Source organism: Mangrovibacillus cuniculi (genome assembly GCF_015482585.1).
GTDB classification, from domain to species: Bacteria; Bacillota; Bacilli; order Bacillales; family R1DC41; genus Mangrovibacillus; species Mangrovibacillus cuniculi.
Genome location: NZ_CP049742.1, coordinates 2,857,701 through 2,878,869, shown reverse-complemented (window position 1 = coordinate 2,878,869; position 21,169 = coordinate 2,857,701). Strand labels below are relative to the sequence as shown.

Genomic DNA, 21,169 nt, shown 5'->3' with positions numbered 1-21,169 from the left:
AGTTTGACTTGGTTAAGTCCTCGATCGATTAGTATTCGTCAGCTCCACATGTCGCCATGCTTCCACCTCGAACCTATCTACCTGATCATCTTTCAGGGATCTTACTTCTTACGAATGGGAAATCTCATCTTGAGGGGGGCTTCATGCTTAGATGCTTTCAGCACTTATCCCTTCCGCACATAGCTACCCAGCGATGCCTTTGGCAAGACAACTGGTACACCAGCGGTGCGTCCATCCCGGTCCTCTCGTACTAAGGACAGCTCCTCTCAAATTTCCTACGCCCACGACGGATAGGGACCGAACTGTCTCACGACGTTCTGAACCCAGCTCGCGTACCGCTTTAATGGGCGAACAGCCCAACCCTTGGGACCGACTACAGCCCCAGGATGCGATGAGCCGACATCGAGGTGCCAAACCTCCCCGTCGATGTGGACTCTTGGGGGAGATAAGCCTGTTATCCCCGGGGTAGCTTTTATCCGTTGAGCGATGGCCCTTCCATGCGGAACCACCGGATCACTAAGCCCGACTTTCGTCCCTGCTCGACTTGTAGGTCTCGCAGTCAAGCTCCCTTGTGCCTTTACACTCTACGAATGATTTCCAACCATTCTGAGGGAACCTTTGGGCGCCTCCGTTACCTTTTAGGAGGCGACCGCCCCAGTCAAACTGCCCACCTGACACTGTCTCCCACCCCGATAAGGGGCGCGGGTTAGAAGTTCAATACAGCCAGGGTAGTATCCCACCAATGCCTCCACCGAAGCTGCCGCTCCGGCTTCCAAGGCTCCTACCTATCCTGTACAAGCTGTACCAAAATTCAATATCAGGTTGCAGTAAAGCTCCACGGGGTCTTTCCGTCCTGTCGCGGGTAACCTGCATCTTCACAGGTACTATAATTTCACCGAGTCTCTCGTTGAGACAGTGCCCAGATCGTTACGCCTTTCGTGCGGGTCGGAACTTACCCGACAAGGAATTTCGCTACCTTAGGACCGTTATAGTTACGGCCGCCGTTTACTGGGGCTTCGGTTCAGAGCTTCGCGTGAGCTAACCCCTCTCCTTAACCTTCCAGCACCGGGCAGGCGTCAGCCCCTATACTTCGCCTTGCGGCTTCGCAGAGACCTGTGTTTTTGCTAAACAGTCGCCTGGGCCTATTCACTGCGGCTCTCTCGGGCTTTCACCCTATCAGAGCACCCCTTCTCCCGAAGTTACGGGGTCATTTTGCCGAGTTCCTTAACGAGAGTTCTCTCGCACACCTTAGGATTCTCTCCTCGCCTACCTGTGTCGGTTTGCGGTACGGGCACCTTCTTCCTCGCTAGAGGCTTTTCTTGGCAGTGTGAAATCAGGTACTTCGGTACTATAATTCCCTCGTCATCACAGCTTGACCTTACGGTAACGGGATTTGCCTCGTTACCAGTCTTACTGCTTGAGCGCACATATCCAGCAGTGCGCATACCCTATCCTCCTGCGTCCCCCCATTGCTCAAACGGAAGAGAGGTGGTACAGGAATATCAACCTGTTGTCCATCGCCTACGCCATTCGGCCTCGGCTTAGGTCCCGACTAACCCTGAGCGGACGAGCCTTCCTCAGGAAACCTTAGGCATTCGGTGGAAGGGATTCTCACCCTTCTTTCGCTACTCATACCGGCATTCTCACTTCTAAGCGCTCCACCAGTCCTCCCGGTCTAGCTTCGACGCACTTAGAACGCTCTCCTACCACTCACACCAACGGTGTGAATCCACAGCTTCGGTGATACGTTTAGCCCCGGTACATTTTCGGCGCAGAGTCACTCGACCAGTGAGCTATTACGCACTCTTTAAATGGTGGCTGCTTCTAAGCCAACATCCTGGTTGTCTAAGCAACTCCACATCCTTTTCCACTTAACGTATACTTTGGGACCTTAGCTGGTGGTCTGGGCTGTTTCCCTTTCGACTACGGATCTTATCACTCGCAGTCTGACTCCCACGGATAAGTCATTGGCATTCGGAGTTTGTCTGAATTCGGTAACCCGATGGGGGCCCCTAGTCCAAACAGTGCTCTACCTCCAAGACTCTTACAACGTGAGGCTAGCCCTAAAGCTATTTCGGAGAGAACCAGCTATCTCCAAGTTCGATTGGAATTTCTCCGCTACCCACACCTCATCCCCGCACTTTTCAACGTGCGTGGGTTCGGGCCTCCATTCAGTGTTACCTGAACTTCACCCTGGACATGGGTAGATCACCTGGTTTCGGGTCTACGACCTCATACTCATTCGCCCTATTCAGACTCGCTTTCGCTGCGGCTCCGTCTTCTAAAACTTAACCTTGCATGAAATCGTAACTCGCCGGTTCATTCTACAAAAGGCACGCTATCACCCATTAACGGGCTCTAACTACTTGTAGGCACACGGTTTCAGGATCTATTTCACTCCCCTTCCGGGGTGCTTTTCACCTTTCCCTCACGGTACTGGTTCACTATCGGTCACTAGGGAGTATTTAGCCTTGGGAGATGGTCCTCCCGGATTCCGACGGAATTTCACGTGTTCCGCCGTACTCAGGATCCACTCAGGAGAGAACAAGATTTCGACTACAGGGCTTTTACCTTCTCTTGCGGACCTTTCCAGGTCGCTTCATCTACCTCGTTCTTTTGTAACTCCGTATAGAGTGTCCTACAACCCCAAGAGGCAAGCCTCTTGGTTTGGGCTGTTCCCGTTTCGCTCGCCGCTACTAAGGGAATCGCGTTTGCTTTCTCTTCCTCCGGGTACTTAGATGTTTCAGTTCCCCGGGTCTGCCTTCCAACTCCTATGTATTCAGAGAAGGATACTGTTCCATTACGAACAGTGGGTTTCCCCATTCGGAAATCTCCGGATCGAAGCTTACTTACAGCTCCCCGAAGCATATCGTTGTTAGTGACGTCCTTCATCGGCTCCTAGTGCCAAGGCATCCACCGTGCGCCCTTATTAACTTAACCGTTAATAATGCTATATTTTTTTCTTACCATAATGGAAAGAAATCTTAAGATGGCGATTCTCGGTTTTAATTGCTTTGGTGTCTTACAGTATTTAGTTTTCAAAGAACAAAAGTTTTGATGGATTGAACCATCAAAACTAAACAAACCAATGTATGTGCCGAACGTCAGTACTTCCGAAGAAGTACTGTTCCGTAATATATCCTTAGAAAGGAGGTGATCCAGCCGCACCTTCCGATACGGCTACCTTGTTACGACTTCACCCCAATCATCTGTCCCACCTTAGGCGGCTGGCTCCAAAAGGTTACCCCACCGACTTCGGGTGTTACAAACTCTCGTGGTGTGACGGGCGGTGTGTACAAGGCCCGGGAACGTATTCACCGCGGCATGCTGATCCGCGATTACTAGCGATTCCAGCTTCATGTAGGCGAGTTGCAGCCTACAATCCGAACTGAGAACGGTTTTATGGGATTGGCTTAACCTCGCGGTCTTGCAGCCCTTTGTACCGTCCATTGTAGCACGTGTGTAGCCCAGCTCATAAGGGGCATGATGATTTGACGTCATCCCCACCTTCCTCCGGTTTGTCACCGGCAGTCACCTTAGAGTGCCCAACTGAATGATGGCAACTAAGATCAAGGGTTGCGCTCGTTGCGGGACTTAACCCAACATCTCACGACACGAGCTGACGACAACCATGCACCACCTGTCACTCTGTCCCCTGAAGGGGAACGCCCTATCTCTAGGGTTGTCAGAGGATGTCAAGAGCTGGTAAGGTTCTTCGCGTTGCTTCGAATTAAACCACATGCTCCACCGCTTGTGCGGGCCCCCGTCAATTCCTTTGAGTTTCAGTCTTGCGACCGTACTCCCCAGGCGGAGTGCTTAATGCGTTAGCTGCAGCACTGAAGGGCGGAAACCCTCCAACACTTAGCACTCATCGTTTACGGCGTGGACTACCAGGGTATCTAATCCTGTTTGCTCCCCACGCTTTCGCGCCTCAGTGTCAGTTACAGACCAGAAAGTCGCCTTCGCCACTGGTGTTCCTCCACATCTCTACGCATTTCACCGCTACACGTGGAATTCCACTTTCCTCTTCTGCACTCAAGTTTCCCAGTTTCCAATGACCCTCCACGGTTGAGCCGTGGGCTTTCACATCAGACTTAAGAAACCACCTGCGCGCGCTTTACGCCCAATAATTCCGGACAACGCTTGCCACCTACGTATTACCGCGGCTGCTGGCACGTAGTTAGCCGTGGCTTTCTGGTTAGGTACCGTCAAGGTACCGCCCTATTCGAACGGTACTTGTTCTTCCCTAACAACAGAGTTTTACGATCCGAAAACCTTCTTCACTCACGCGGCGTTGCTCCGTCAGACTTTCGTCCATTGCGGAAGATTCCCTACTGCTGCCTCCCGTAGGAGTCTGGGCCGTGTCTCAGTCCCAGTGTGGCCGATCACCCTCTCAGGTCGGCTACGCATCGTCGCCTTGGTGAGCCGTTACCTCACCAACTAGCTAATGCGCCGCGGGTCCATCTGTAAGTGATAGCCGAAGCCACCTTTGAATCATCTGTCATGCGACAAATGATGTTATTCGGTATTAGCCCCGGTTTCCCGGAGTTATCCCAATCTTACAGGCAGGTTACCCACGTGTTACTCACCCGTCCGCCGCTAACTTGCGGGAGCAAGCTCCCACAAGTCCGCTCGACTTGCATGTATTAGGCACGCCGCCAGCGTTCGTCCTGAGCCAGGATCAAACTCTCCAATAGATGTTTGATTAGCTCATAAAAAACTTGTTTTGTTGTTTCATAGAAACAACTGAATTAAACGTTGGCACTTGGTTTGTTTAGTTTTCAAAGTTCAATGTTTGCCGCTCGTTTTCAGCGACTTTCTTAATATACTCGATGTCTCACTTAAAGTCAACAAGTATTTTAAATTATTTTTTCGCTTTCAAGCAACTCGTAAGTGCTCATCAGCGACGAATAATAATATATCACGATAGGATTTTAACGTCAACATTATTTTAATAAAAAATTAACTTTCTTTTTTCTGCTTTTGCTTTTTAGTTGGTAGGATGTATTGCATACACTCTTTATGAGTTGCTACACGTCTAAATAAAGCAAATAGAATTGTATACCTTTCTTCCATTGCTCTCTTTACAATATGATCAATACGAGTATCTTTTAAATCAAATAAAATTTCATCCATCTCTCTTTTTAACAGATACTGAATTTCCTCAACTTCTCTATTATTGACTAACAAACCCAACATTGCACACGCACCCCTTAGTTGTAATACATATAGTATTTTCCAATTGATTACTTTTAATCACGAAAAATTAATAATTAGCATATTTAGAGTGTTTGTCCACATATATGTACTACAAAGACTGTTTAAGGGGTTGGTTTTCATGAATTCTTTCTTCGTAATTAATGGTTCCAAAATGAAAAGAGGACTGCTAGTAGTCCTCGTTGCTTTCTTTACTGCACTATTTGTGTATACACAAACCGTTTCTACTACTACTGTATTTAAAACGGATAATGGAACCAGAGCTGTTTATTCTGGTAAAGATGGTATTGCACTCACATTTAATATTGGATGGGGTGACAAGCAAGCCGTACCAATAATTGAGCAATTAGTTTCCGAAAACGTTAAACAGGCCACTTTCTTTTTATCAGGTTCTTGGGCGGAAAGACATCCTGATACAGTGGAACTCATCAAGAAAAGTGGGTTTGAAATCGGATCTCTTGGATATGCTTACGTTGATTACACTGATTTACCAGACGATAAGATTAAACGTGATATTTTAAAATCACAAGAAGTTTTCACGAAATTAAACGTAAAAGATGTAAAACTACTTAGAACACCTACTGGTCATTTCAATGAAAAAGTTATTTCTATTAGCGATAAGTTAGGATTTAGCTTAATACATTGGAGTATTACAACAGATGACTGGAAAAACCCAGGAGTAGATAAAATTGTTGAGAACGCTTCTAAAACAAAAAAAGGAGACATTGTTTTGTTACACGCATCGGATGCTGCCAAACAAACTTCCAAGGCACTCCCTGAAATCTTGAACAAATTAAAAAACAAGGGTGAGTTTGTTACAGTAAGTACACTTCTTTCTAACGGAAACATCAAAACAAAATTAGTACCTTAAGATTGAAAATCAAACTACACCAGGATCTCCAATAATTTCTGAAGCACTCTTTAGAATGCAAGCAATATCACAAGATTGGTAAAGAGTAGTTAACGTAACATAAAAAAGACTGTCGCAATTGCGACAGTCTTTTATGCTTGTGCAGCTTTCCTATCTAAGCGTTCTTTAGTAGCTTTCTTAGACAGTTCAATATAATGTGGCAATCTTAGTAACTGATATCCGTTGCAAATAATCAGTGTAGATACCATTAAGTAAACATAGCTCATTTCATTACTTCGAAATGCTGGCAAAGCTTCTACTAATGTAGCTACCACCATAAAGAAGAATGCTGAGGTAAACGTATGTCTTGCTTGTTGTCTTTTAACTAGAGCAATCATTACACAAATCACCGCAAAAATTGCTGCAAAAGTTACATAAGAACTTAGACCTTCGCCTTCGTCTGCAAAAGCATTGTACCTAAGATATACTAAGTCGAATAGAGCGACCCCGATGATAACCCACTGAACACCGTTCCATAAAGACGGCCCTTTAAATATCCCTAAACCAAAGCGGTGTATAGTTAAATATGAGAAGAAACCCATTTGGCTAATCACACTAAAGATAAACCCTACACCAACAAGCCATAAAAATGCCGTTATAATTTCCGAAATTTCTACATTAACAAAGTGTGTAGAAAACTCGTCCCATCTGAATATAAAACCAAGCACTCCAGATGTAAGCCCTCCCAAAAAAAGAGTGGTTACAAACAAACGAACCCAATATCTACTCGTCACAATCGTATCCCCCGTGTTGTAAATTTCTACATTTATTTTACCATACCTATAGAAAATTTGGGCTCTTTCCTCCGCTTCCGAATAATTTTTCTTCTTTGTCGAATGATAGTACTACATTCTTTATGTAGAGAGAAGGGACATAAGGTGAAGAAAAATTTTTACTTTATCATGGTAATTGGTATCTTTTCTACTTGGTTAGCTGCATGTTCGGGTGGAGGAGAAGAAAATAGTGGGCAAATGGATTATGAACAAACGAAGAAGATGATTGTTGATATATTAAAGACCGATGATGGAAAAAAAGCAATTGAAGAAATTTTAACGGAAGAAAAAATGAAACAACAACTTATTATGGATCAAGCAATTGTACAGAGTACCATAGAGACTACTCTTACCTCTGAAAAGGGTACGGAGTTTTGGCAAAAGCGATTCGAAGATCCAAAGTTTGCTGAGACTATGTCTAAAAGCATGAAAAAAGAAAATGAACAACTGTTAAAAGACCTATTGAAAGATCCAGAATACATGGAACTGATGATTAACGTAATGAAAGATCCAGAATTTGAAAAAACTATCATGGATGCTTTAAAAAGCAAAGAATACCGTGAACATCTTCAAACAGTTGTGACAGAAACACTTAACCTACCTACTACACAAGTCCGTATGCAAGAAATTGTGTTAAAAGCAGCGGAAGAAATGGCTAAAAGCGGTGAGTCTGGTGGTGGCAGTGGTGGTGGTGGTTCTTCTGAAGAAGGTGGTAGTGAAGAAAAAGGAGCTGGACAAGAGGGTGGTTCTTCTGAAGAAGGTGGAGGCAGTGGCGGGGGATAACCCTAATATCTACTTCTAATTAAGTTATTTAGATAATTTATAACCATGGCATGCTATTTAACGTTACATTTGAAACACGAAGAAAAACCCCCTCTCTACTTATAGAGGGGAGGTTTTTTTAGTTGGTATGGTTAATTACTTTTTTAGCAATTTCCGTATAAATTTTTCCTGTAGGATGATCTTGTCCATATACAGAAGGTGCAAAATCTTCTTCGTTCCAGTCAGGTTGTCCCAATGGAATTTGACCTAAAAGCTCTGTTTGAAGTTCATCAGCTAATTTAGGACCCCCACCTTGACCAAAGACAAATTCTTTTTCCCCTGTCTTCTTACTTTCATAATAAGCCATGTTTTCTACAACACCAATAATTTCATGATCTGTTTGTAGAGCCATTGCACCAGCTCTTGCAGCTACAAACGCCGCAGTTGGATGAGGAGTAGTAACAATTATTTCTTTACTAGCAGGAAGCATAGAATGCAAATCAAGTGCAACGTCTCCTGTCCCTGGTGGTAGGTCAAGTAGTAAGTAGTCTAATTCTCCCCACTCTACTTCTTCAAAAAACTGATTCAACATCTTTCCTAACATTGGTCCTCTCCAAATAACCGGCGCGTTATCCTCTACGAAGAAGCCCATGGAGATCACTTTTACCCCTTGTCTTTCCACAGGAATAATGCGGTCACCACGTACGACTGGACGTTTTGTAATCCCCATCATATCAGGTACACTAAACCCATATATGTCAGCATCCACTAGCCCCACTTTTTTACCTTCTCTAGCAAGAGCAACAGCAAGGTTTACAGAAACGGTAGATTTACCTACGCCACCCTTACCACTTGCTATTGCCACAAACGTCGTTTTACTTAAAGGAGATAATAGCCCTGCACCAGTTTGGCCTCCTTGTAAACGGAACGATTCTAATTCCTCTGGAGAAAGATCCTCAAATCTAATGCCTACTGTATTAGCACCTGCATCTTTGACCACTTGAACCACTTTTTGCTGAAGAGCCATTTGTTCAGGAGTGCCCGTTTTGGCTATCCTCACTTTTACACTAACATGGTTCTTCTCTTCTTTAATACTTACGGACTCTATGCCGTTTGTTTCACTTAATGGTTTATGTAAGAACGGATCTTCTAATGCTCCGACTTTTTCACGAATAATTTGTTCCGTAATCATATGTACCCGCCCCTTGTTTGTATTCGTTTTCATTTCCATTATAGCACATGCAAGAAAAGAATCCGACTATTCTGGCTTTATAATACAAAAAGGGGCTATTCTTTACTTTAAAGATGCTGAGTTAGGTTGATAGTACTCCATCACTCCTGCATAGATAGTTGCAGCAATTCTATCCTGGTATTTATCTTGCACCAAAAGCTCTCTCTCTGCAGGGTTGGATAAGAAACCAATTTCAATCAAGGCACCCGGTTTTGTCGTGTTCTTTAAAATAAATATGTTACTAACTGCTTTTGCGTCTCTAGTTGTATTTTCTAGTTGGCCTTTTAAATGATACTGAATGGCTTTTGATACTGCCTCACTTTCCTTCATATGCGGAGAAAAGAAAGCTTGAGCTCCGGACCATTTAGCAGAAGGTATAGAATTTAAATGGATACTTAAAAACATATCCGCTTCCGATTCATTTATGCGTTTTACACGCTCTTTTAAGTCTTCTACTTTTCTTCTCGAGTATCCTTTTGTATCTACATCAGCAAGGTCAGTATCATGTTCTCTTGTTAATATAACTAATGCACCTTGCTCCTGAAGGTAATCTCTTAGCTTAAGGCTAACCTCTAAAGCAATATCCTTCTCTAAAGCACCCACTTTACCTGCACCACCATCTACCCCACCGTGACCTGGATCTAAATAAATAATTTTCCCAGACAGAGGTAATTGTAGGCCATTAAACGTGTTATTTTTATCAAACTGAAATTGCAAAATAAAAAAAATGACGCCCACTCCGATAATGAGCAGGACCCATTTTCGATTAAATCCTATCATGCCTGTCCCTCCTTTTTCTCCATAAACTATATGGAGTTAGGACAGGTTTTAGAAGTAAGATTTTATCGTAATCGAAGTTTTAAGCGTCTAGTACCTTTATCAACACCCTCTTTATACCAGTGGTCAACAAAGGGTTCACATACAAAGTAAATCGATTCATCCATTCCCCCATGATCCCCTATTTTCGCCCAGTACAACCAGAAGTTATAAAGTGTATCTGTAATATGCTTGCGTGTAGAAATGCTTTTTTTCTCTATCGCATCCTGTCTTTCCCCTTTGTGTAAAAGGTGACTAAATTGTGCCCCAAGCAGGTAAGCTTCAATCGCTACATCGTAACAACCTTCCACAACACTCTCTTGGAGAGGCTTACCTCCCATAACTTTCACTGAGCCAAAGTGATTCATTACACTTTCATGTATATGATTTAATGTTATTTCCTTAAGAATTGTTCTTTCCCATTTCCATTGCTTCTCTCTTCTTTTAGCAGTAAAGGATGTAATGACTGTCAATGTTGCTCCCTCCTTACCCTTAGTGTGGGCAAGTTAGGGTAAACCTTGTCATACAATAAATGGGACTTTGTTTGGTGTATGTGGAAGTTTTTAGAGTTGGTCGCTTTTCCCTTTATTTCGGTCGCTTCTTCATAAAGTTGGTCGCTTTTCCCTCCACTTCGGTCGCTTCTACGATAAGTTGGTCGCTTTCTCTTCTTTTCGGTCGCTTCTACGATAAGTTGGTCGCTTTCTCTTCTTTTCGGTCGCTTCTCCGATAAGTTGGTCGCTTTACCCGACATTAGTCTTGGATTTCTTCACATACCAAAAAAACCCACCATAAATGGCGGGTTTTTTGCATAACGATAATATAGATTAACGTTTTGAGAACTGAGGTGCACGACGAGCGCCTTTAAGACCGTATTTCTTACGCTCTTTCATACGTGGGTCACGAGTTAGTAAACCAGCACGTTTTAGGCCTGGACGATACTCAGGATCAACTTGTAGTAATGCACGAGCGATACCGTGACGGATAGCTCCTGCTTGACCAGTGTAACCTCCACCGTTTACGTTTACGTGTACGTCGTAAGCGCCAAGAGTTTCTGTTACGTTTAATGGTTGTTTGATTACTTCGCGTAATGCTGCGAATGGAATGTAGTTTTCAACGTCGCGTCCGTTGATTGTGATGCGGCCTTCACCTGGAACTAGGCGCACACGTGCAACAGAGCTTTTACGACGACCTGTTCCGATATATTGAACTTGTGCCATCTTTATGCCCTCCTCTTAATTAACCGCGAAGCTCGTAAGCTTCTGGTTTTTGTGCTTGGTGATTATGTTCTGCACCAGCGTATACGAATAATTTTTTGAACATTTGGCGACCTAGAGAACCTTTTGGAAGCATTCCTTTGATTGCTAGTTCAAGCATTTTTTCTGAGTAGTTTGTACGCATTTCTAATGCTGTACGAGACTTTAATCCACCTGGGAATTGAGAATGACGGTAGTAGATTTTGTCTGTTAATTTTTTACCAGTTAATTCGATTTTCTCAGCGTTGATGATGATAACGAAGTCACCAGTGTCAACATTCGGTGTGAAAGTTGGTTTATGTTTACCACGTAAGATTGATGCAACTTCTGAAGAAAGACGACCAAGCGTTTTACCTTCTGCATCAACTACGTACCATTTACGCTCGATTTCATTAGCTTTCGCCATGTACGTTGTACGCATTGCGTTTACCTCCTAAAAGTAAATAAGTTTAATCATTTGTATTTATCTGTTCAACACGAAAGAGTTTCCGGGGCTCATCGTGGGGTTAAATACATACCATATGACATGATATAATTATCTAGAAAAAAAGTCAATAGCTATTGTACACCTGGTTGAGTTGACTTACTTATTTTTTTTATTTTATTCATAATCAACCGACCATAAATACAACCCATGGGGAGGAGCAGTTTTACCAGCATCTTGGCGAAAACGTGATTGTAGCGCGGTTTCTACACTAGTTACTGGTCGTGTACCTCTACCAATTTCTAATAATGTTCCTACCATAATTCTTACCATATTGTATAAAAAACCATTTCCTGTTATTTGAATAGATATGTCACCTTCCTGCTCCTCGACAGAGATGGAGTAGATCTCTCTCACCTTATCCTCTATTTCTGTCTTCGCAGAACAAAAGGCAGTAAAGTCATGAACACCCAAAAATTTTGAAGCCGCTTTTTTCATTTTATTTATATCTAAATCGTACTGCTCGAAATAAGCGTAATTTCTTTTAAATGGCGTTTTATGATTACCAGTATAGATTTTATAGCAATATGTTTTTCTCTTTACCGAAAAGCGCGAGTGAAAATCTTCTTGTACATAATCTGCCTTAGTGATGACGATATCACTAGGTAACTTTGTTTGAATTACAATGGGCCATTTCTCAGCTGGAATAGATAAAGGCGTATCAAAATGAAATACTTGTCCGAAGGCATGCACTCCCGCATCTGTTCTCCCAGAAGCAGCAATACGGATCTCCTGCCCTTTATGAATCATTGTTAAAGCTTGTTCTATTTCACGTTGAACAGTACGCTTACCTGGCTGTACTTGATATCCAGCAAAGTTCGTTCCATCGTATTGAACAATGCATCTCACGCGCCTCACAATCCTACACTCCTTACACCAACTAACAAGATAGCTAGTACACCCAGCGCTAAAATGGATAATGTATCGACCTTACTCCACGTTAGGGCTCGATATTTAGTACGTCCTTCTCCACCTCTATATCCTCTTGCTTCCATTGCTGTTGCTAAATCTTCTGCACGTTTAAATGCGGATACGAATAAGGGAATTAATAAAGGGATTAGAGCTTTTACTCTTTGAATAAGGGTACCAGTGGTGAAGTCACTACCTCTTGCTTTCTGTGCCTTAATAATTTTTTCTGTTTCATCCATTAACGTAGGAATAAAACGTAACGATATGGACATCATTAAGGCCACCTCATGTACTGGGAAGCGTATCTTTTTTAACGGGTGGAGTAAGTACTCTAGCCCATCGGTAATTGTAATAGGTGCAGTGGTTAACGTTAATAAGGACGTAACCAGAATGAGTAATAAAAAGCGAATAGAGATAAAAATACCTTGCCTTAAAGCCTCTGTATGAATCGCAATCCAGTTTAAATCTATTAATATAGGTCCTTCTTTTGTAAAGAAGATATGAAGCAAGAAAGTAAAAATAATGATGAAATAGAGTGGCTTTAACCCTTGCAACACATATAAAAGTGGGAATTTAGTTTCTTTAATTAAAAATAGCGTAAATAGCAATAATATTGCATACGTTGTTACACTATTAGCTAAAAAAACAACAAAAAGGAACAAGAATACGAATAGCAGCTTCATCCGAGGATCTGCTCTATGTACCCATGAATCTGTTGGAATATATCTTCCAAAGATCATTTTATTCATAGTACTTCACCTCTTTTTTGACTAGTTACAGCATCCACCAATTCTTTGATAGTTAAACACGTCTTATTTAAAGACAGCCCACTTTTTTGCTCCCACGCTTTTTGGAATCTTACCACTTCTGGGATACTAAGACCAATAGGGGCTAGTTGCTCAGCTTGGGAGAATACTTCTCTCGGAGTCCCTTGCATCACTACTTCACCTTTATTAAGTAAAACTAAATTCTCTGCATATTCAGCAGCATCCTCCATACTATGAGTTACCAAAATAATTGTAATACCATGCTCATTTCGAATATCCTCAAATAGATCCATGATTTCTTGTCTACCTCTTGGATCTAAGCCAGCAATGGGCTCATCTAGAACGAGAACGTCTGGGTTCATGGCTAACACTCCAGCGATCGCAACTCGTCTCATTTGCCCTCCTGATAGCTCAAAAGGAGACTTCTGTGCTATTTCTTGCCCTAAGCCTACTCTATTTAGCCAATAATCCGCTCTTTTCTTTGCTTCTTCTTCAGACAATCCAAAGTTAATAGGACCAAAACATATATCTTTTTCTACCGTTTCTTCAAACAGTTGATACTCAGGAAACTGAAAGACAATCCCCACTTGTTGGCGAATCGGTTTCAAATGCTTTTCTTTTGTCTTAGGATTAATAGTTGTATCTCCTATAGAGACAGTACCACTAGATGGAATTAAAAGGCCGTTTAAGTGCTGTAACAAAGTAGACTTACCAGAACCGGTATGTCCTATAATGGCAGCATAACTCCCTTTAGGAACCGATACAGACACATTGTGCAGAGCTCTTCGTTCGAAAGGAGAACCTTTTTGGTATACATAGTCTATATTCTTTATCCTAATGTCCATAAAGCATCCACCAACTCTTCCCTTGTAAGTGCAGGCTTGTCCAGTTGCCAACCTTTTTCTGCAAAAGCCTTTTGTAATTTTAACGAGAACGGAACATCTAATCCAAGCTTCTTCAATTCCACTTCATTCGTTAATACTTCCCTAGGAGTTCCTATTTTATATACTTCTCCCTTATTCATCATAATGATGGTATCAGCTTGCGTCGCTTCTTCCAGATCATGCGTAATGGATATTACCGTCATGCCACTATTTTTCTGCACTTGCTGTATGGTCTGAATTACTTCTTCTCTACCAATTGGATCTAACATAGATGTTGCCTCGTCTAATATAATTACATCTGGTTGAAGTGCCAAGACTGATGCAATGGCAACTCTTTGTTTTTGTCCACCAGACAGATGGTGCGGCTCTTGACGCAGAAAATCTGTCATTCTAACTTGATGTAAGGCTTCTTGTACTCTAGCTATCATTTCTTCTCTAGGAACCCCATTATTTTCTAATCCAAAAGCCACATCATCTTCCACTGTTGTCCCAACAAACTGATTATCTGGATGCTGAAAAACCATACCAATCTTCTTACGGATATCCCAAACAGTAGTCTCATTAGAAACTAGAGAATCAATCAATAGCTCTCCCTTTAAAGGAAACTGTAGGCCATTTAATAGCCTTGCAATTGTTGATTTACCTGATCCATTGTGACCTACGATAGCAGTCCAAGACCCCTTCATTATAGAAAAAGATACTTCATTAAGTGCATTTACCGTTTGACGTGGGTATCTAAATGTTACATTATTCAACTCTATGATAGGCTTCATCATTATCACCTCGTTACTATACTAACCATTCTAACCTAAGCTCCATATTTTTAAAAAAGTTCCACATAATAAAAAAGCCTGCACTCCTCCAACATAGCGAACGCCGCTATACTACTTTTCAGTAGACCTTAAAAAAGGGTGGAGAAGTACATGAGCTAGACAAGAGCATAGTTACATACCCTTATCATGACACTCTTATTTGCTTTTTCATACCCATCCACTCGAATGGGGGATAATTGCGGTCAATTATCTCTTTCGGGGCGTCCCAGGCGTACTTATAAATAGTACGATAAACAAAAAGGCAGGAAGCAGTTACGATTAGGAACTGTCCCTGCCCGGAGTATAACAAATTATACTAACTCGATAACTACCATTGGCGCGCCGTCTCCACGACGAGGTCCCAATTTCATAATACGAGTGTATCCACCTTGGCGCTCTGCATAGCGAGGAGCAACGTCAGCGAATAATTTTTGTAAAGCGTCTTGACCAGTCTCAGCGTTAGCAACTTCTTTACGGATGTATGAAGCAGCTTGACGGCGAGCATGAATGTCTCCGCGCTTTCCAAGAGTAATCATTTTCTCTACTGTTGAACGTAGTTCTTTTGCACGTGCTTCAGTAGTTTCAATACGCTCGCTGATGATTAGATCAGTTGTAAGATCGCGTAGTAAAGCTTTACGTTGAGAGCTAGTGCGTCCTAATTTTCTGTAAGGCATGAAGAGTTCCCTCCTTTGTTGTCGTTATCCATATTCTATAGACTAGTTATCAGTCGTCTTTACGAAGACCTAATCCTAGTTCATCTAATTTAGCTTTAACTTCTTCTAGTGATTTACGTCCTAAATTACGCACTTTCATCATATCTTCTTCGGTCTTATTCGCCAGCTCTTGTACCGTGTTGATACCTGCACGCTTTAAGCAGTTATAAGAACGGACAGATAGATCAAGTTCTTCAATCGTCATTTCTAGAACTTTTTCTTTTTGATCCTCTTCTTTTTCAACCATAATTTCAGCGTTTTGTGCTTCGTCTGTAAGACCAACAAAAATGTTTAAGTGTTCCGTAAGGATTTTAGATCCTAACGCAATCGCTTCTTTTGGTCCAATGCTTCCATCAGTCCATACATCAAGAGATAACTTATCAAAGTTTGTCAATTGTCCTACACGAGTGTTCTCTACTTGGTAGTTAACACGTGAAACAGGTGTGTAGATCGAATCAATTGGAATAACACCAATTGGTAGATCGTCACGCTTATTATGGTCTGCAGGAGTATAACCACGTCCACGACGAGCTGTCATACGCATGCGAAGGTGACCTTTATTAGATAATGTTGCAAGTTGAAGATCTGGGTTTAGTACTTCTACGTCACTATCGTGATTAATATCAGCAGCAGTAACAGTTCCATCACCCTGAACATCAATTTCAAGCGTCTTTTCTTCATCGGAGTAAATTTTTAATGCTAATTTTTTTACGTTTAAGATGATAGTAGTTACATCTTCAACGACGCCTTCAATGGTTGAGAATTCATGCTGTACGCCATCAATTTGAATGGATGTAACCGCAGCTCCTGGTAATGAAGATAATAGGATACGACGTAAGGAGTTACCTAAAGTAGTACCATATCCACGCTCCAGGGGTTCTACGACAAACTTTCCGTACTTAGCATCATCGCTAATCTCAACGGTTTCAATCTTTGGCTTTTCAATTTCGATCATTAGAATTTACCCTCCTTTAAACGTCGAAATCTCGACTCTTACTTTAGTAAGTTCGAAATTCCCCATGTTTACGTTCCCGAAGTACAAACTACGTTTCTCTTCTCAATCTGTAAAGAACGAAAACTCTTATCATACCCATTATAGACAAGGATATGAATTCTATACAGAAAAATTAAACACGACGACGTTTTGGTGGGCGGCAACCGTTGTGAGGTACTGGTGTAACGTCACGGATTGCTGTTACTTCTAGACCTGCTGCTTGAAGAGCACGAATTGCTGCTTCACGTCCAGCTCCAGGACCTTTAACAGTAACTTCAAGAGTTTTTAGACCATGCTCTTGAGAAACTTTTGCTGCAGTTTCTGCTGCCATTTGCGCTGCGAATGGAGTAGATTTACGAGATCCTTTGAATCCAAGTGCTCCTGCACTAGACCAAGCGATCGCATTACCATGAGTATCTGTGATTGTAACGATCGTGTTGTTGAATGTAGAACGGATGTGAGCTACACCTGCTTCAATATTCTTTTTCACACGACGTTTACGTGTATTTGTTTTACGTGCCATAGTAAGAGAGAACCTCCTTTACCGATTATTTTTTCTTGTTAGCTACAGTCTTACGAGGGCCTTTACGAGTACGAGCGTTGTTTTTCGTGTTTTGTCCACGAACTGGTAAACCACGACGATGACGAAGACCACGGTAAGAACCGATTTCCATAAGGCGCTTGATGTTTAAAGAAACTTCACGACGAAGATCTCCTTCAACTTTTAAGCGGTCAACGATGTCACGAATTTTACCTAACTCATCTTCTGTAAGGTCGCGTACACGAGTATTTTCAGAAACACCTGCTTCAGCTAAAACTTTCTTAGCAGTGTTGCTACCAATACCAAAGATGTACGTTAAAGAAATTACAATACGTTTGTCACGTGGAATATCCACACCTGCGATACGTGCCATTTTAATTGCGCACCTCCTTCAATATTAACCTTGTTTTTGTTTATGTTTTGGGTTTTCGCAAATAACCATAACTTTACCGCGTCTGCGAATTACTTTACATTTCTCGCAGATCGGCTTAACAGATGGTCTCACTTTCATCTTGTAATTACCTCCTTAGTAATACGGAGTGCCGATTTATTTATATCGATACGTAATGCGTCCGCGTGTTAAATCGTACGGTGAGAGTTCAACCGTTACTTTATCTCCAGGTAAAATGCGGATGAAGTGCATGCGAATTTTACCGGATACGTGTGCTAACACCGTATGACCATTTTCTAATTCTACCTTAAACATAGCGTTTGGCAAAGTTTCTAGAACTGTACCTTCAATTTCAATTACATCTTCTTTAGCCATTTTGCTTTCTCCCTTCTTCACTTCAATTGGAACCAACCGAAAACTAGTTATTGCTGAACAATAAGCGACTAAACGCTGCCAGTTTTCCTTGTAGATACTGCTACCTGCAAATATATAAGTTTCAGACAATACTTTTCATTATTAACATAGTGTCAATATTTCATAACCGTCTTCCGTGATTGCAACAGTATGTTCAAAGTGTGCACTTCGATTACCATCCATTGTAACAACGGTCCAACGATCAGATACTGTCTGTACTTTACGGTTACCTGCATTAACCATAGGTTCGATAGCAAGCACCATACCCGGCTTTAACAATGGCCCTTTATCCGGAGGCCCGTAATGTGGTATTTGTGGGGCTTCGTGTAAGTGATGACCGATCCCATGACCGACATACTCACGAACAATCGAAAACCCTTCATTCTCCACATAAGTTTGAATAGCATGGGAGATGTTCGACAGACGGACACCAGCTGCGGCTTGCTCTATCCCTTTATAAAGAGATCGCTCAGTCACATCTAAGAGTTGCTGCGATTGTTCATCTATATTCCCAACAGGATAGGTCCAGGCAGAATCTCCATGGTAGCCATTATAATAGGCACCGATATCGATGCTTATAATATCACCCTCACGTAAACGGTAATCCCCAGGTATTCCATGTACAACCTGTTCGTTAACAGATGTACAAATACTACCCCGGAAACCATTATACCCTTTAAATGATGGTTTTGCACCATGTTGTGAGATGTATTGCTCGGCAATTGTATCTAGTTCTCTTGTCGAGATTCCAGGAACAATATGTTTCTTCAACTCTATATGAGTCAAAGCAACGATCCGACCTGCTTCTCTCATGATGGAGATCTCACGAGGGGTTTTACAAATGATCATGCACGCAAGCCCTTCAGTAGTCCATCAATATCCTCAAACACTTCTGAAATTTCTTTTTGGCCATCAAAAGTACGAAGGTACCCTTTATCCTCATAGAAATCAAGTAATGGTTGAGTTTGTTTAATATTTACTTCCAAGCGGTTTTCAACTGTTTCTTCATTATCATCAGCGCGTTGATATAACTCGCCTCCACAACGGTCACAAACTCCTTCTTGAGCTGGTGGATTGAAGATTAGATGATAAGTTGCGCCACAGTCTTTACAAATTCGACGTCCTGTTAATCGATCTTTTAGAATAGATCGGTCAACACTGATGTTTAAAACATAGTCGATTTTTTTCCCTAACTCAGAAAGCATATTTTCTAAAGCTTCCGCTTGAGCAACCGTACGAGGGAAACCATCTAGTAGAAAACCATTTTGGCAATCTTCTTGAGAAAGTCTTTCACGTACAATGCCAATCGTTACGTCGTCAGGCACTAATGCACCTTGGTCCATAAACGATTTCGCTTTTAGCCCTAGCGCTGTTTCGTTTTTCATTGCAGCACGGAACATGTCACCAGTTGAGATGTGAGGGATACCGTACTTTTCAACGATGCGCTCTGCTTGAGTTCCTTTTCCTGCTCCTGGTAGCCCCATTAACACTAGGTTCACTCAAAGACCCCCTCGTTCTCTTGGTTACATCATTTTAGGAACAGATATCTGTTCCTAAAGTGATGTTATTTAATAAAGCCTTTATAATGGCGCTTCACTAGTTGAGCTTCAAGTTGCTTCATTGTCTCAAGGGCAACACCAACAACGATTAGTAAACTAGTACCACCAATTTGGGCTGATTGCGGAAGACCTGCAAAGTTGATAAAGAATACCGGTAATATAGAAATTACCGAAAGGAAGATTGCTCCAACAAACGTTAAACGGTATAAAACACTTGTTAAATAATCTTGAGTATTCTTTCCTGGACGAATCCCTGGAACATATCCACCTTGCTTCTTCAGATTTTCTGCCATTTGTTCAGGATTAACCTGAATGAAGGCATAGAAATACGTAAACGCAACAATTAATGCTACATAAATAAGTGCACCTACCGGCTTTGTATAATCAAAGATTTCGATGATTGTTTGTGTAACACTATTTTGATCAAAGAATGATGCAATAGTTTGAGGAGTTATAATGAAGGAAATCGCAAAGATTACCGGGATAACTCCAGCAGCATTTACTTTTAACGGTAAATGAGCAGTTTGCAAACCACCATTTCCTTGAGCAGATTGACGTTTAGCGTACTGCACAGGTATTTTACGTAATGCCTGTTGAATAAAGATTACTCCAACTATAATCGCTAAGACAGCTAAAGCGATAAGAGCTAAGATAACGATATTTAGGAATAATCGATCTCCGGCACCCTCAATTTGCTGTGCATATATTTGGTTAATCGTAGTAGGAATAGCAGCAATAATTCCACCTAAGATAATGATAGAAATACCGTTTCCAACACCCTTAGCTGTAATCTGTTCCCCTAACCACATTAGAAAAGCTGTACCAGCAGTTAATACTAACGCAATTAAAAGGTAATTACTAATGCCAGTTTCTGTTATTAACAATCCACCAGCCATTTGGTTAAATCCATAGGACATACCTAACGCTTGAATAAATCCAAGAACAATTGTGAAGTATCTAGTAAACTGAGCTAGTTTACGTCGACCAACTTCACCTTGCTTAGCCCACTCTGTAAACTTTGGTACTACATCCATTTGTAACAACTGCACAATGATAGATGCAGTGATATATGGCATGATTCCCATAGCAAAGATAGAGAAGTTAAACAGCGCTCCTCCTCCAAACGTATTCAAGAAACCAAATAAGGAAGCTTGATCTTGCATCTGAAGAACTTCAGCATTTACATTTGGAACAGGAATGAATGCACCAATTCGGAATACGATTAACATAAGAAGGGTGAAGATAATCTTGTTTCTTATTTCACCCACGCGCATAAAGTTGGAGATAGTCTGAAACATTAGATCACCTCAACAGAACCGCCAGCAGCTTCAATAGCTTCTTTAGCAGCAGCAGAGAACTTGTGAGCTTTAACAGTTAGCTTTTTAGAAATAGAACCTTTTGCAAGGATCTTAATTCCAGATAACTCTTTGCTTACAACACCTGTTTCAATAAGAAGCATAGGTGTTACTTCTGTACCATCTTCAAAGCGATTAAGTGTGTCTAGGTTTACTACTGCGTACTCTTTACGGTTGATGTTAGTGAATCCACGCTTAGGTAGACGTTGGAATAAAGGTGTTTGACCACCCTCGAATCCAAGACGTACACCGCCGCCAGAACGCGCATTTTGACCTTTATGACCTTTACCAGCAGTCTTACCGTTACCAGAACCGATACCACGACCAACGCGGTTACGTTCTTTACGAGAACCTACTGCAGGCTTTAACTCATGAAGTTTCATA

The 21,169-nt window shown here is 41.8% G+C and carries 23 protein-coding genes and 2 rRNA genes; 2 read left to right on the top strand and 23 right to left on the bottom strand.

Features of this window, described 5'->3' with window-relative positions; all coding sequences use genetic code 11:
• Positions 1 to 8: 8 nt before the first annotated feature.
• The 3 genes from G8O30_RS14600 to G8O30_RS14590 form a co-directional block, all read right to left on the bottom strand.
• Positions 9 to 2,940 (bottom strand): 23S ribosomal RNA (locus G8O30_RS14600).
• 206 nt (positions 2,941 to 3,146) lie between these two features.
• A 16S ribosomal RNA gene (locus G8O30_RS14595) occupies positions 3,147 to 4,697 on the bottom strand.
• Together the 16S and 23S rRNA genes form the textbook arrangement of a ribosomal RNA operon.
• Positions 4,698 to 4,962: 265 nt before the next feature.
• A complete protein-coding gene (locus tag G8O30_RS14590) occupies positions 4,963 to 5,199 on the bottom strand; it encodes a hypothetical protein (RefSeq protein WP_239672755.1) in 237 nt (78 codons plus the stop codon).
• A 139-nt stretch (positions 5,200 to 5,338) separates the two neighbouring features.
• On the opposite strand from G8O30_RS14590, the gene pdaB reads away from it, so the two are divergent.
• Entirely contained in the window at positions 5,339 to 6,088 is a 750-nt protein-coding gene (pdaB, locus tag G8O30_RS14585; RefSeq protein WP_239672754.1) for a polysaccharide deacetylase family sporulation protein PdaB, read from the top strand.
• 131 nt (positions 6,089 to 6,219) lie between these two features.
• Here pdaB and G8O30_RS14580 read toward each other — a convergent pair whose 3' ends face one another.
• Positions 6,220 to 6,861 (bottom strand): KinB-signaling pathway activation protein, encoded by a 642-nt coding sequence (locus G8O30_RS14580; RefSeq protein ID WP_239672753.1) that lies wholly within the window; start codon positions 6,859 to 6,861, stop codon positions 6,220 to 6,222.
• Positions 6,862 to 7,005: 144 nt separating this feature from the next.
• Between G8O30_RS14580 and gerD the strand changes: the two genes are divergently transcribed.
• Positions 7,006 to 7,683, top strand: coding sequence for a spore germination lipoprotein GerD (gerD, locus tag G8O30_RS14575; RefSeq protein WP_239672752.1), 678 nt, complete (start codon positions 7,006 to 7,008; stop codon positions 7,681 to 7,683).
• 118 nt (positions 7,684 to 7,801) lie between these two features.
• Here gerD and G8O30_RS14570 read toward each other — a convergent pair whose 3' ends face one another.
• From G8O30_RS14570 to rplO, 19 genes are all read right to left on the bottom strand, one after another.
• Positions 7,802 to 8,854: an Mrp/NBP35 family ATP-binding protein gene (locus G8O30_RS14570; protein WP_239672751.1), complete on the bottom strand. Its 1,053-nt coding sequence runs from the start codon at positions 8,852 to 8,854 to the stop codon at positions 7,802 to 7,804.
• A 102-nt stretch (positions 8,855 to 8,956) separates the two neighbouring features.
• Complete coding sequence (gene cwlD, locus G8O30_RS14565; RefSeq protein WP_239672750.1) at positions 8,957 to 9,673, bottom strand: N-acetylmuramoyl-L-alanine amidase CwlD; 717 nt, start codon at positions 9,671 to 9,673, stop codon at positions 8,957 to 8,959.
• Positions 9,674 to 9,735: 62 nt separating this feature from the next.
• Positions 9,736 to 10,182 (bottom strand): DUF2521 family protein, encoded by a 447-nt coding sequence (locus G8O30_RS14560; protein WP_239672749.1) that lies wholly within the window; start codon positions 10,180 to 10,182, stop codon positions 9,736 to 9,738.
• 351 nt (positions 10,183 to 10,533) lie between these two features.
• On the bottom strand, positions 10,534 to 10,926 hold the full coding sequence (gene rpsI / locus G8O30_RS14555; protein WP_239672748.1) for a 30S ribosomal protein S9: 393 nt from the start codon (positions 10,924 to 10,926) through the stop codon (positions 10,534 to 10,536).
• Positions 10,927 to 10,945: 19 nt separating this feature from the next.
• Positions 10,946 to 11,383, bottom strand: coding sequence for a 50S ribosomal protein L13 (gene rplM, locus G8O30_RS14550; RefSeq protein WP_239672747.1), 438 nt, complete (start codon positions 11,381 to 11,383; stop codon positions 10,946 to 10,948).
• A gap of 180 nt (positions 11,384 to 11,563) precedes the next feature.
• The gene (truA, locus tag G8O30_RS14545) at positions 11,564 to 12,304 is read right to left on the bottom strand and encodes a tRNA pseudouridine(38-40) synthase TruA (protein WP_239672746.1); all 741 of its coding nucleotides are present in this window, start codon (positions 12,302 to 12,304) and stop codon (positions 11,564 to 11,566) included.
• On the bottom strand, positions 12,301 to 13,104 hold the full coding sequence (locus G8O30_RS14540) for an energy-coupling factor transporter transmembrane component T family protein (RefSeq protein ID WP_239672745.1): 804 nt from the start codon (positions 13,102 to 13,104) through the stop codon (positions 12,301 to 12,303). Before G8O30_RS14540 ends, truA begins: the two co-directional genes overlap by 4 nt.
• Positions 13,101 to 13,967: an energy-coupling factor ABC transporter ATP-binding protein gene (locus tag G8O30_RS14535; protein WP_239672744.1), complete on the bottom strand. Its 867-nt coding sequence runs from the start codon at positions 13,965 to 13,967 to the stop codon at positions 13,101 to 13,103. The genes G8O30_RS14540 and G8O30_RS14535 overlap by 4 nt, the downstream gene beginning before the upstream one ends.
• Positions 13,952 to 14,782, bottom strand: a complete 831-nt coding sequence (locus tag G8O30_RS14530; RefSeq protein ID WP_239672743.1) for an energy-coupling factor ABC transporter ATP-binding protein — start codon at positions 14,780 to 14,782, stop codon at positions 13,952 to 13,954. The genes G8O30_RS14535 and G8O30_RS14530 overlap by 16 nt, the downstream gene beginning before the upstream one ends.
• A gap of 347 nt (positions 14,783 to 15,129) precedes the next feature.
• Entirely contained in the window at positions 15,130 to 15,492 is a 363-nt protein-coding gene (rplQ, locus tag G8O30_RS14525) for a 50S ribosomal protein L17 (RefSeq protein WP_239672742.1), read from the bottom strand.
• 49 nt (positions 15,493 to 15,541) lie between these two features.
• Positions 15,542 to 16,486: a DNA-directed RNA polymerase subunit alpha gene (locus tag G8O30_RS14520; protein WP_239672741.1), complete on the bottom strand. Its 945-nt coding sequence runs from the start codon at positions 16,484 to 16,486 to the stop codon at positions 15,542 to 15,544.
• Positions 16,487 to 16,658: 172 nt separating this feature from the next.
• Entirely contained in the window at positions 16,659 to 17,048 is a 390-nt protein-coding gene (gene rpsK, locus G8O30_RS14515) for a 30S ribosomal protein S11 (RefSeq protein ID WP_239672740.1), read from the bottom strand.
• Positions 17,049 to 17,073: 25 nt separating this feature from the next.
• The gene (rpsM, locus tag G8O30_RS14510) at positions 17,074 to 17,439 is read right to left on the bottom strand and encodes a 30S ribosomal protein S13 (RefSeq protein WP_239672739.1); all 366 of its coding nucleotides are present in this window, start codon (positions 17,437 to 17,439) and stop codon (positions 17,074 to 17,076) included.
• Positions 17,440 to 17,463: 24 nt separating this feature from the next.
• Positions 17,464 to 17,577, bottom strand: a complete 114-nt coding sequence (gene rpmJ / locus G8O30_RS14505; protein WP_000868344.1) for a 50S ribosomal protein L36 — start codon at positions 17,575 to 17,577, stop codon at positions 17,464 to 17,466.
• A 36-nt stretch (positions 17,578 to 17,613) separates the two neighbouring features.
• A complete protein-coding gene (infA, locus tag G8O30_RS14500) occupies positions 17,614 to 17,832 on the bottom strand; it encodes a translation initiation factor IF-1 (RefSeq protein ID WP_239672738.1) in 219 nt (72 codons plus the stop codon).
• Positions 17,833 to 17,973: 141 nt separating this feature from the next.
• Positions 17,974 to 18,720 carry a type I methionyl aminopeptidase gene (map, locus tag G8O30_RS14495; RefSeq protein ID WP_239672737.1) on the bottom strand — a complete coding sequence of 249 codons (747 nt, stop codon included), beginning with the start codon at positions 18,718 to 18,720 and terminating at the stop codon, positions 17,974 to 17,976.
• Positions 18,717 to 19,370 (bottom strand): adenylate kinase, encoded by a 654-nt coding sequence (locus tag G8O30_RS14490; protein ID WP_239672736.1) that lies wholly within the window; start codon positions 19,368 to 19,370, stop codon positions 18,717 to 18,719. Before G8O30_RS14490 ends, map begins: the two co-directional genes overlap by 4 nt.
• A 65-nt stretch (positions 19,371 to 19,435) precedes the next feature.
• Complete coding sequence (gene secY, locus G8O30_RS14485) at positions 19,436 to 20,728, bottom strand: preprotein translocase subunit SecY (protein WP_239672735.1); 1,293 nt, start codon at positions 20,726 to 20,728, stop codon at positions 19,436 to 19,438.
• Entirely contained in the window at positions 20,728 to 21,168 is a 441-nt protein-coding gene (rplO, locus tag G8O30_RS14480; RefSeq protein WP_239672734.1) for a 50S ribosomal protein L15, read from the bottom strand. Before rplO ends, secY begins: the two co-directional genes overlap by 1 nt.
• Between the last annotated feature and the right edge of the window lies 1 nt (position 21,169).

Bases quoted from the DNA above. Each gene is read 5' to 3' on its own strand.
- G8O30_RS14590 (WP_239672755.1), bottom strand. From the start codon at position 5,199: ATGTTGGGTTTGTTAGTCAATAATAGAGAAGTTGAGGAAATTCAGTAT.
- pdaB (WP_239672754.1), top strand. From the start codon at position 5,339: ATGAATTCTTTCTTCGTAATTAATGGTTCCAAAATGAAAAGAGGACTG.
- G8O30_RS14570 (WP_239672751.1), bottom strand. From the start codon at position 8,854: ATGATTACGGAACAAATTATTCGTGAAAAAGTCGGAGCATTAGAAGAT.
- cwlD (WP_239672750.1), bottom strand. From the start codon at position 9,673: ATGATAGGATTTAATCGAAAATGGGTCCTGCTCATTATCGGAGTGGGC.
- rpsI (WP_239672748.1), bottom strand. From the start codon at position 10,926: ATGGCACAAGTTCAATATATCGGAACAGGTCGTCGTAAAAGCTCTGTT.
- rplM (WP_239672747.1), bottom strand. From the start codon at position 11,383: ATGCGTACAACGTACATGGCGAAAGCTAATGAAATCGAGCGTAAATGG.
- G8O30_RS14540 (WP_239672745.1), bottom strand. From the start codon at position 13,104: ATGAATAAAATGATCTTTGGAAGATATATTCCAACAGATTCATGGGTA.
- G8O30_RS14535 (WP_239672744.1), bottom strand. From the start codon at position 13,967: ATGGACATTAGGATAAAGAATATAGACTATGTATACCAAAAAGGTTCT.
- G8O30_RS14530 (WP_239672743.1), bottom strand. From the start codon at position 14,782: ATGATGAAGCCTATCATAGAGTTGAATAATGTAACATTTAGATACCCA.
- rplQ (WP_239672742.1), bottom strand. From the start codon at position 15,492: ATGCCTTACAGAAAATTAGGACGCACTAGCTCTCAACGTAAAGCTTTA.
- G8O30_RS14520 (WP_239672741.1), bottom strand. From the start codon at position 16,486: ATGATCGAAATTGAAAAGCCAAAGATTGAAACCGTTGAGATTAGCGAT.
- rpsK (WP_239672740.1), bottom strand. From the start codon at position 17,048: ATGGCACGTAAAACAAATACACGTAAACGTCGTGTGAAAAAGAATATT.
- rpsM (WP_239672739.1), bottom strand. From the start codon at position 17,439: ATGGCACGTATCGCAGGTGTGGATATTCCACGTGACAAACGTATTGTA.
- rpmJ (WP_000868344.1), bottom strand. From the start codon at position 17,577: ATGAAAGTGAGACCATCTGTTAAGCCGATCTGCGAGAAATGTAAAGTA.
- infA (WP_239672738.1), bottom strand. From the start codon at position 17,832: ATGGCTAAAGAAGATGTAATTGAAATTGAAGGTACAGTTCTAGAAACT.
- map (WP_239672737.1), bottom strand. From the start codon at position 18,720: ATGATCATTTGTAAAACCCCTCGTGAGATCTCCATCATGAGAGAAGCA.
- secY (WP_239672735.1), bottom strand. From the start codon at position 20,728: ATGTTTCAGACTATCTCCAACTTTATGCGCGTGGGTGAAATAAGAAAC.
- rplO (WP_239672734.1), bottom strand. From the start codon at position 21,168: ATGAAACTTCATGAGTTAAAGCCTGCAGTAGGTTCTCGTAAAGAACGT.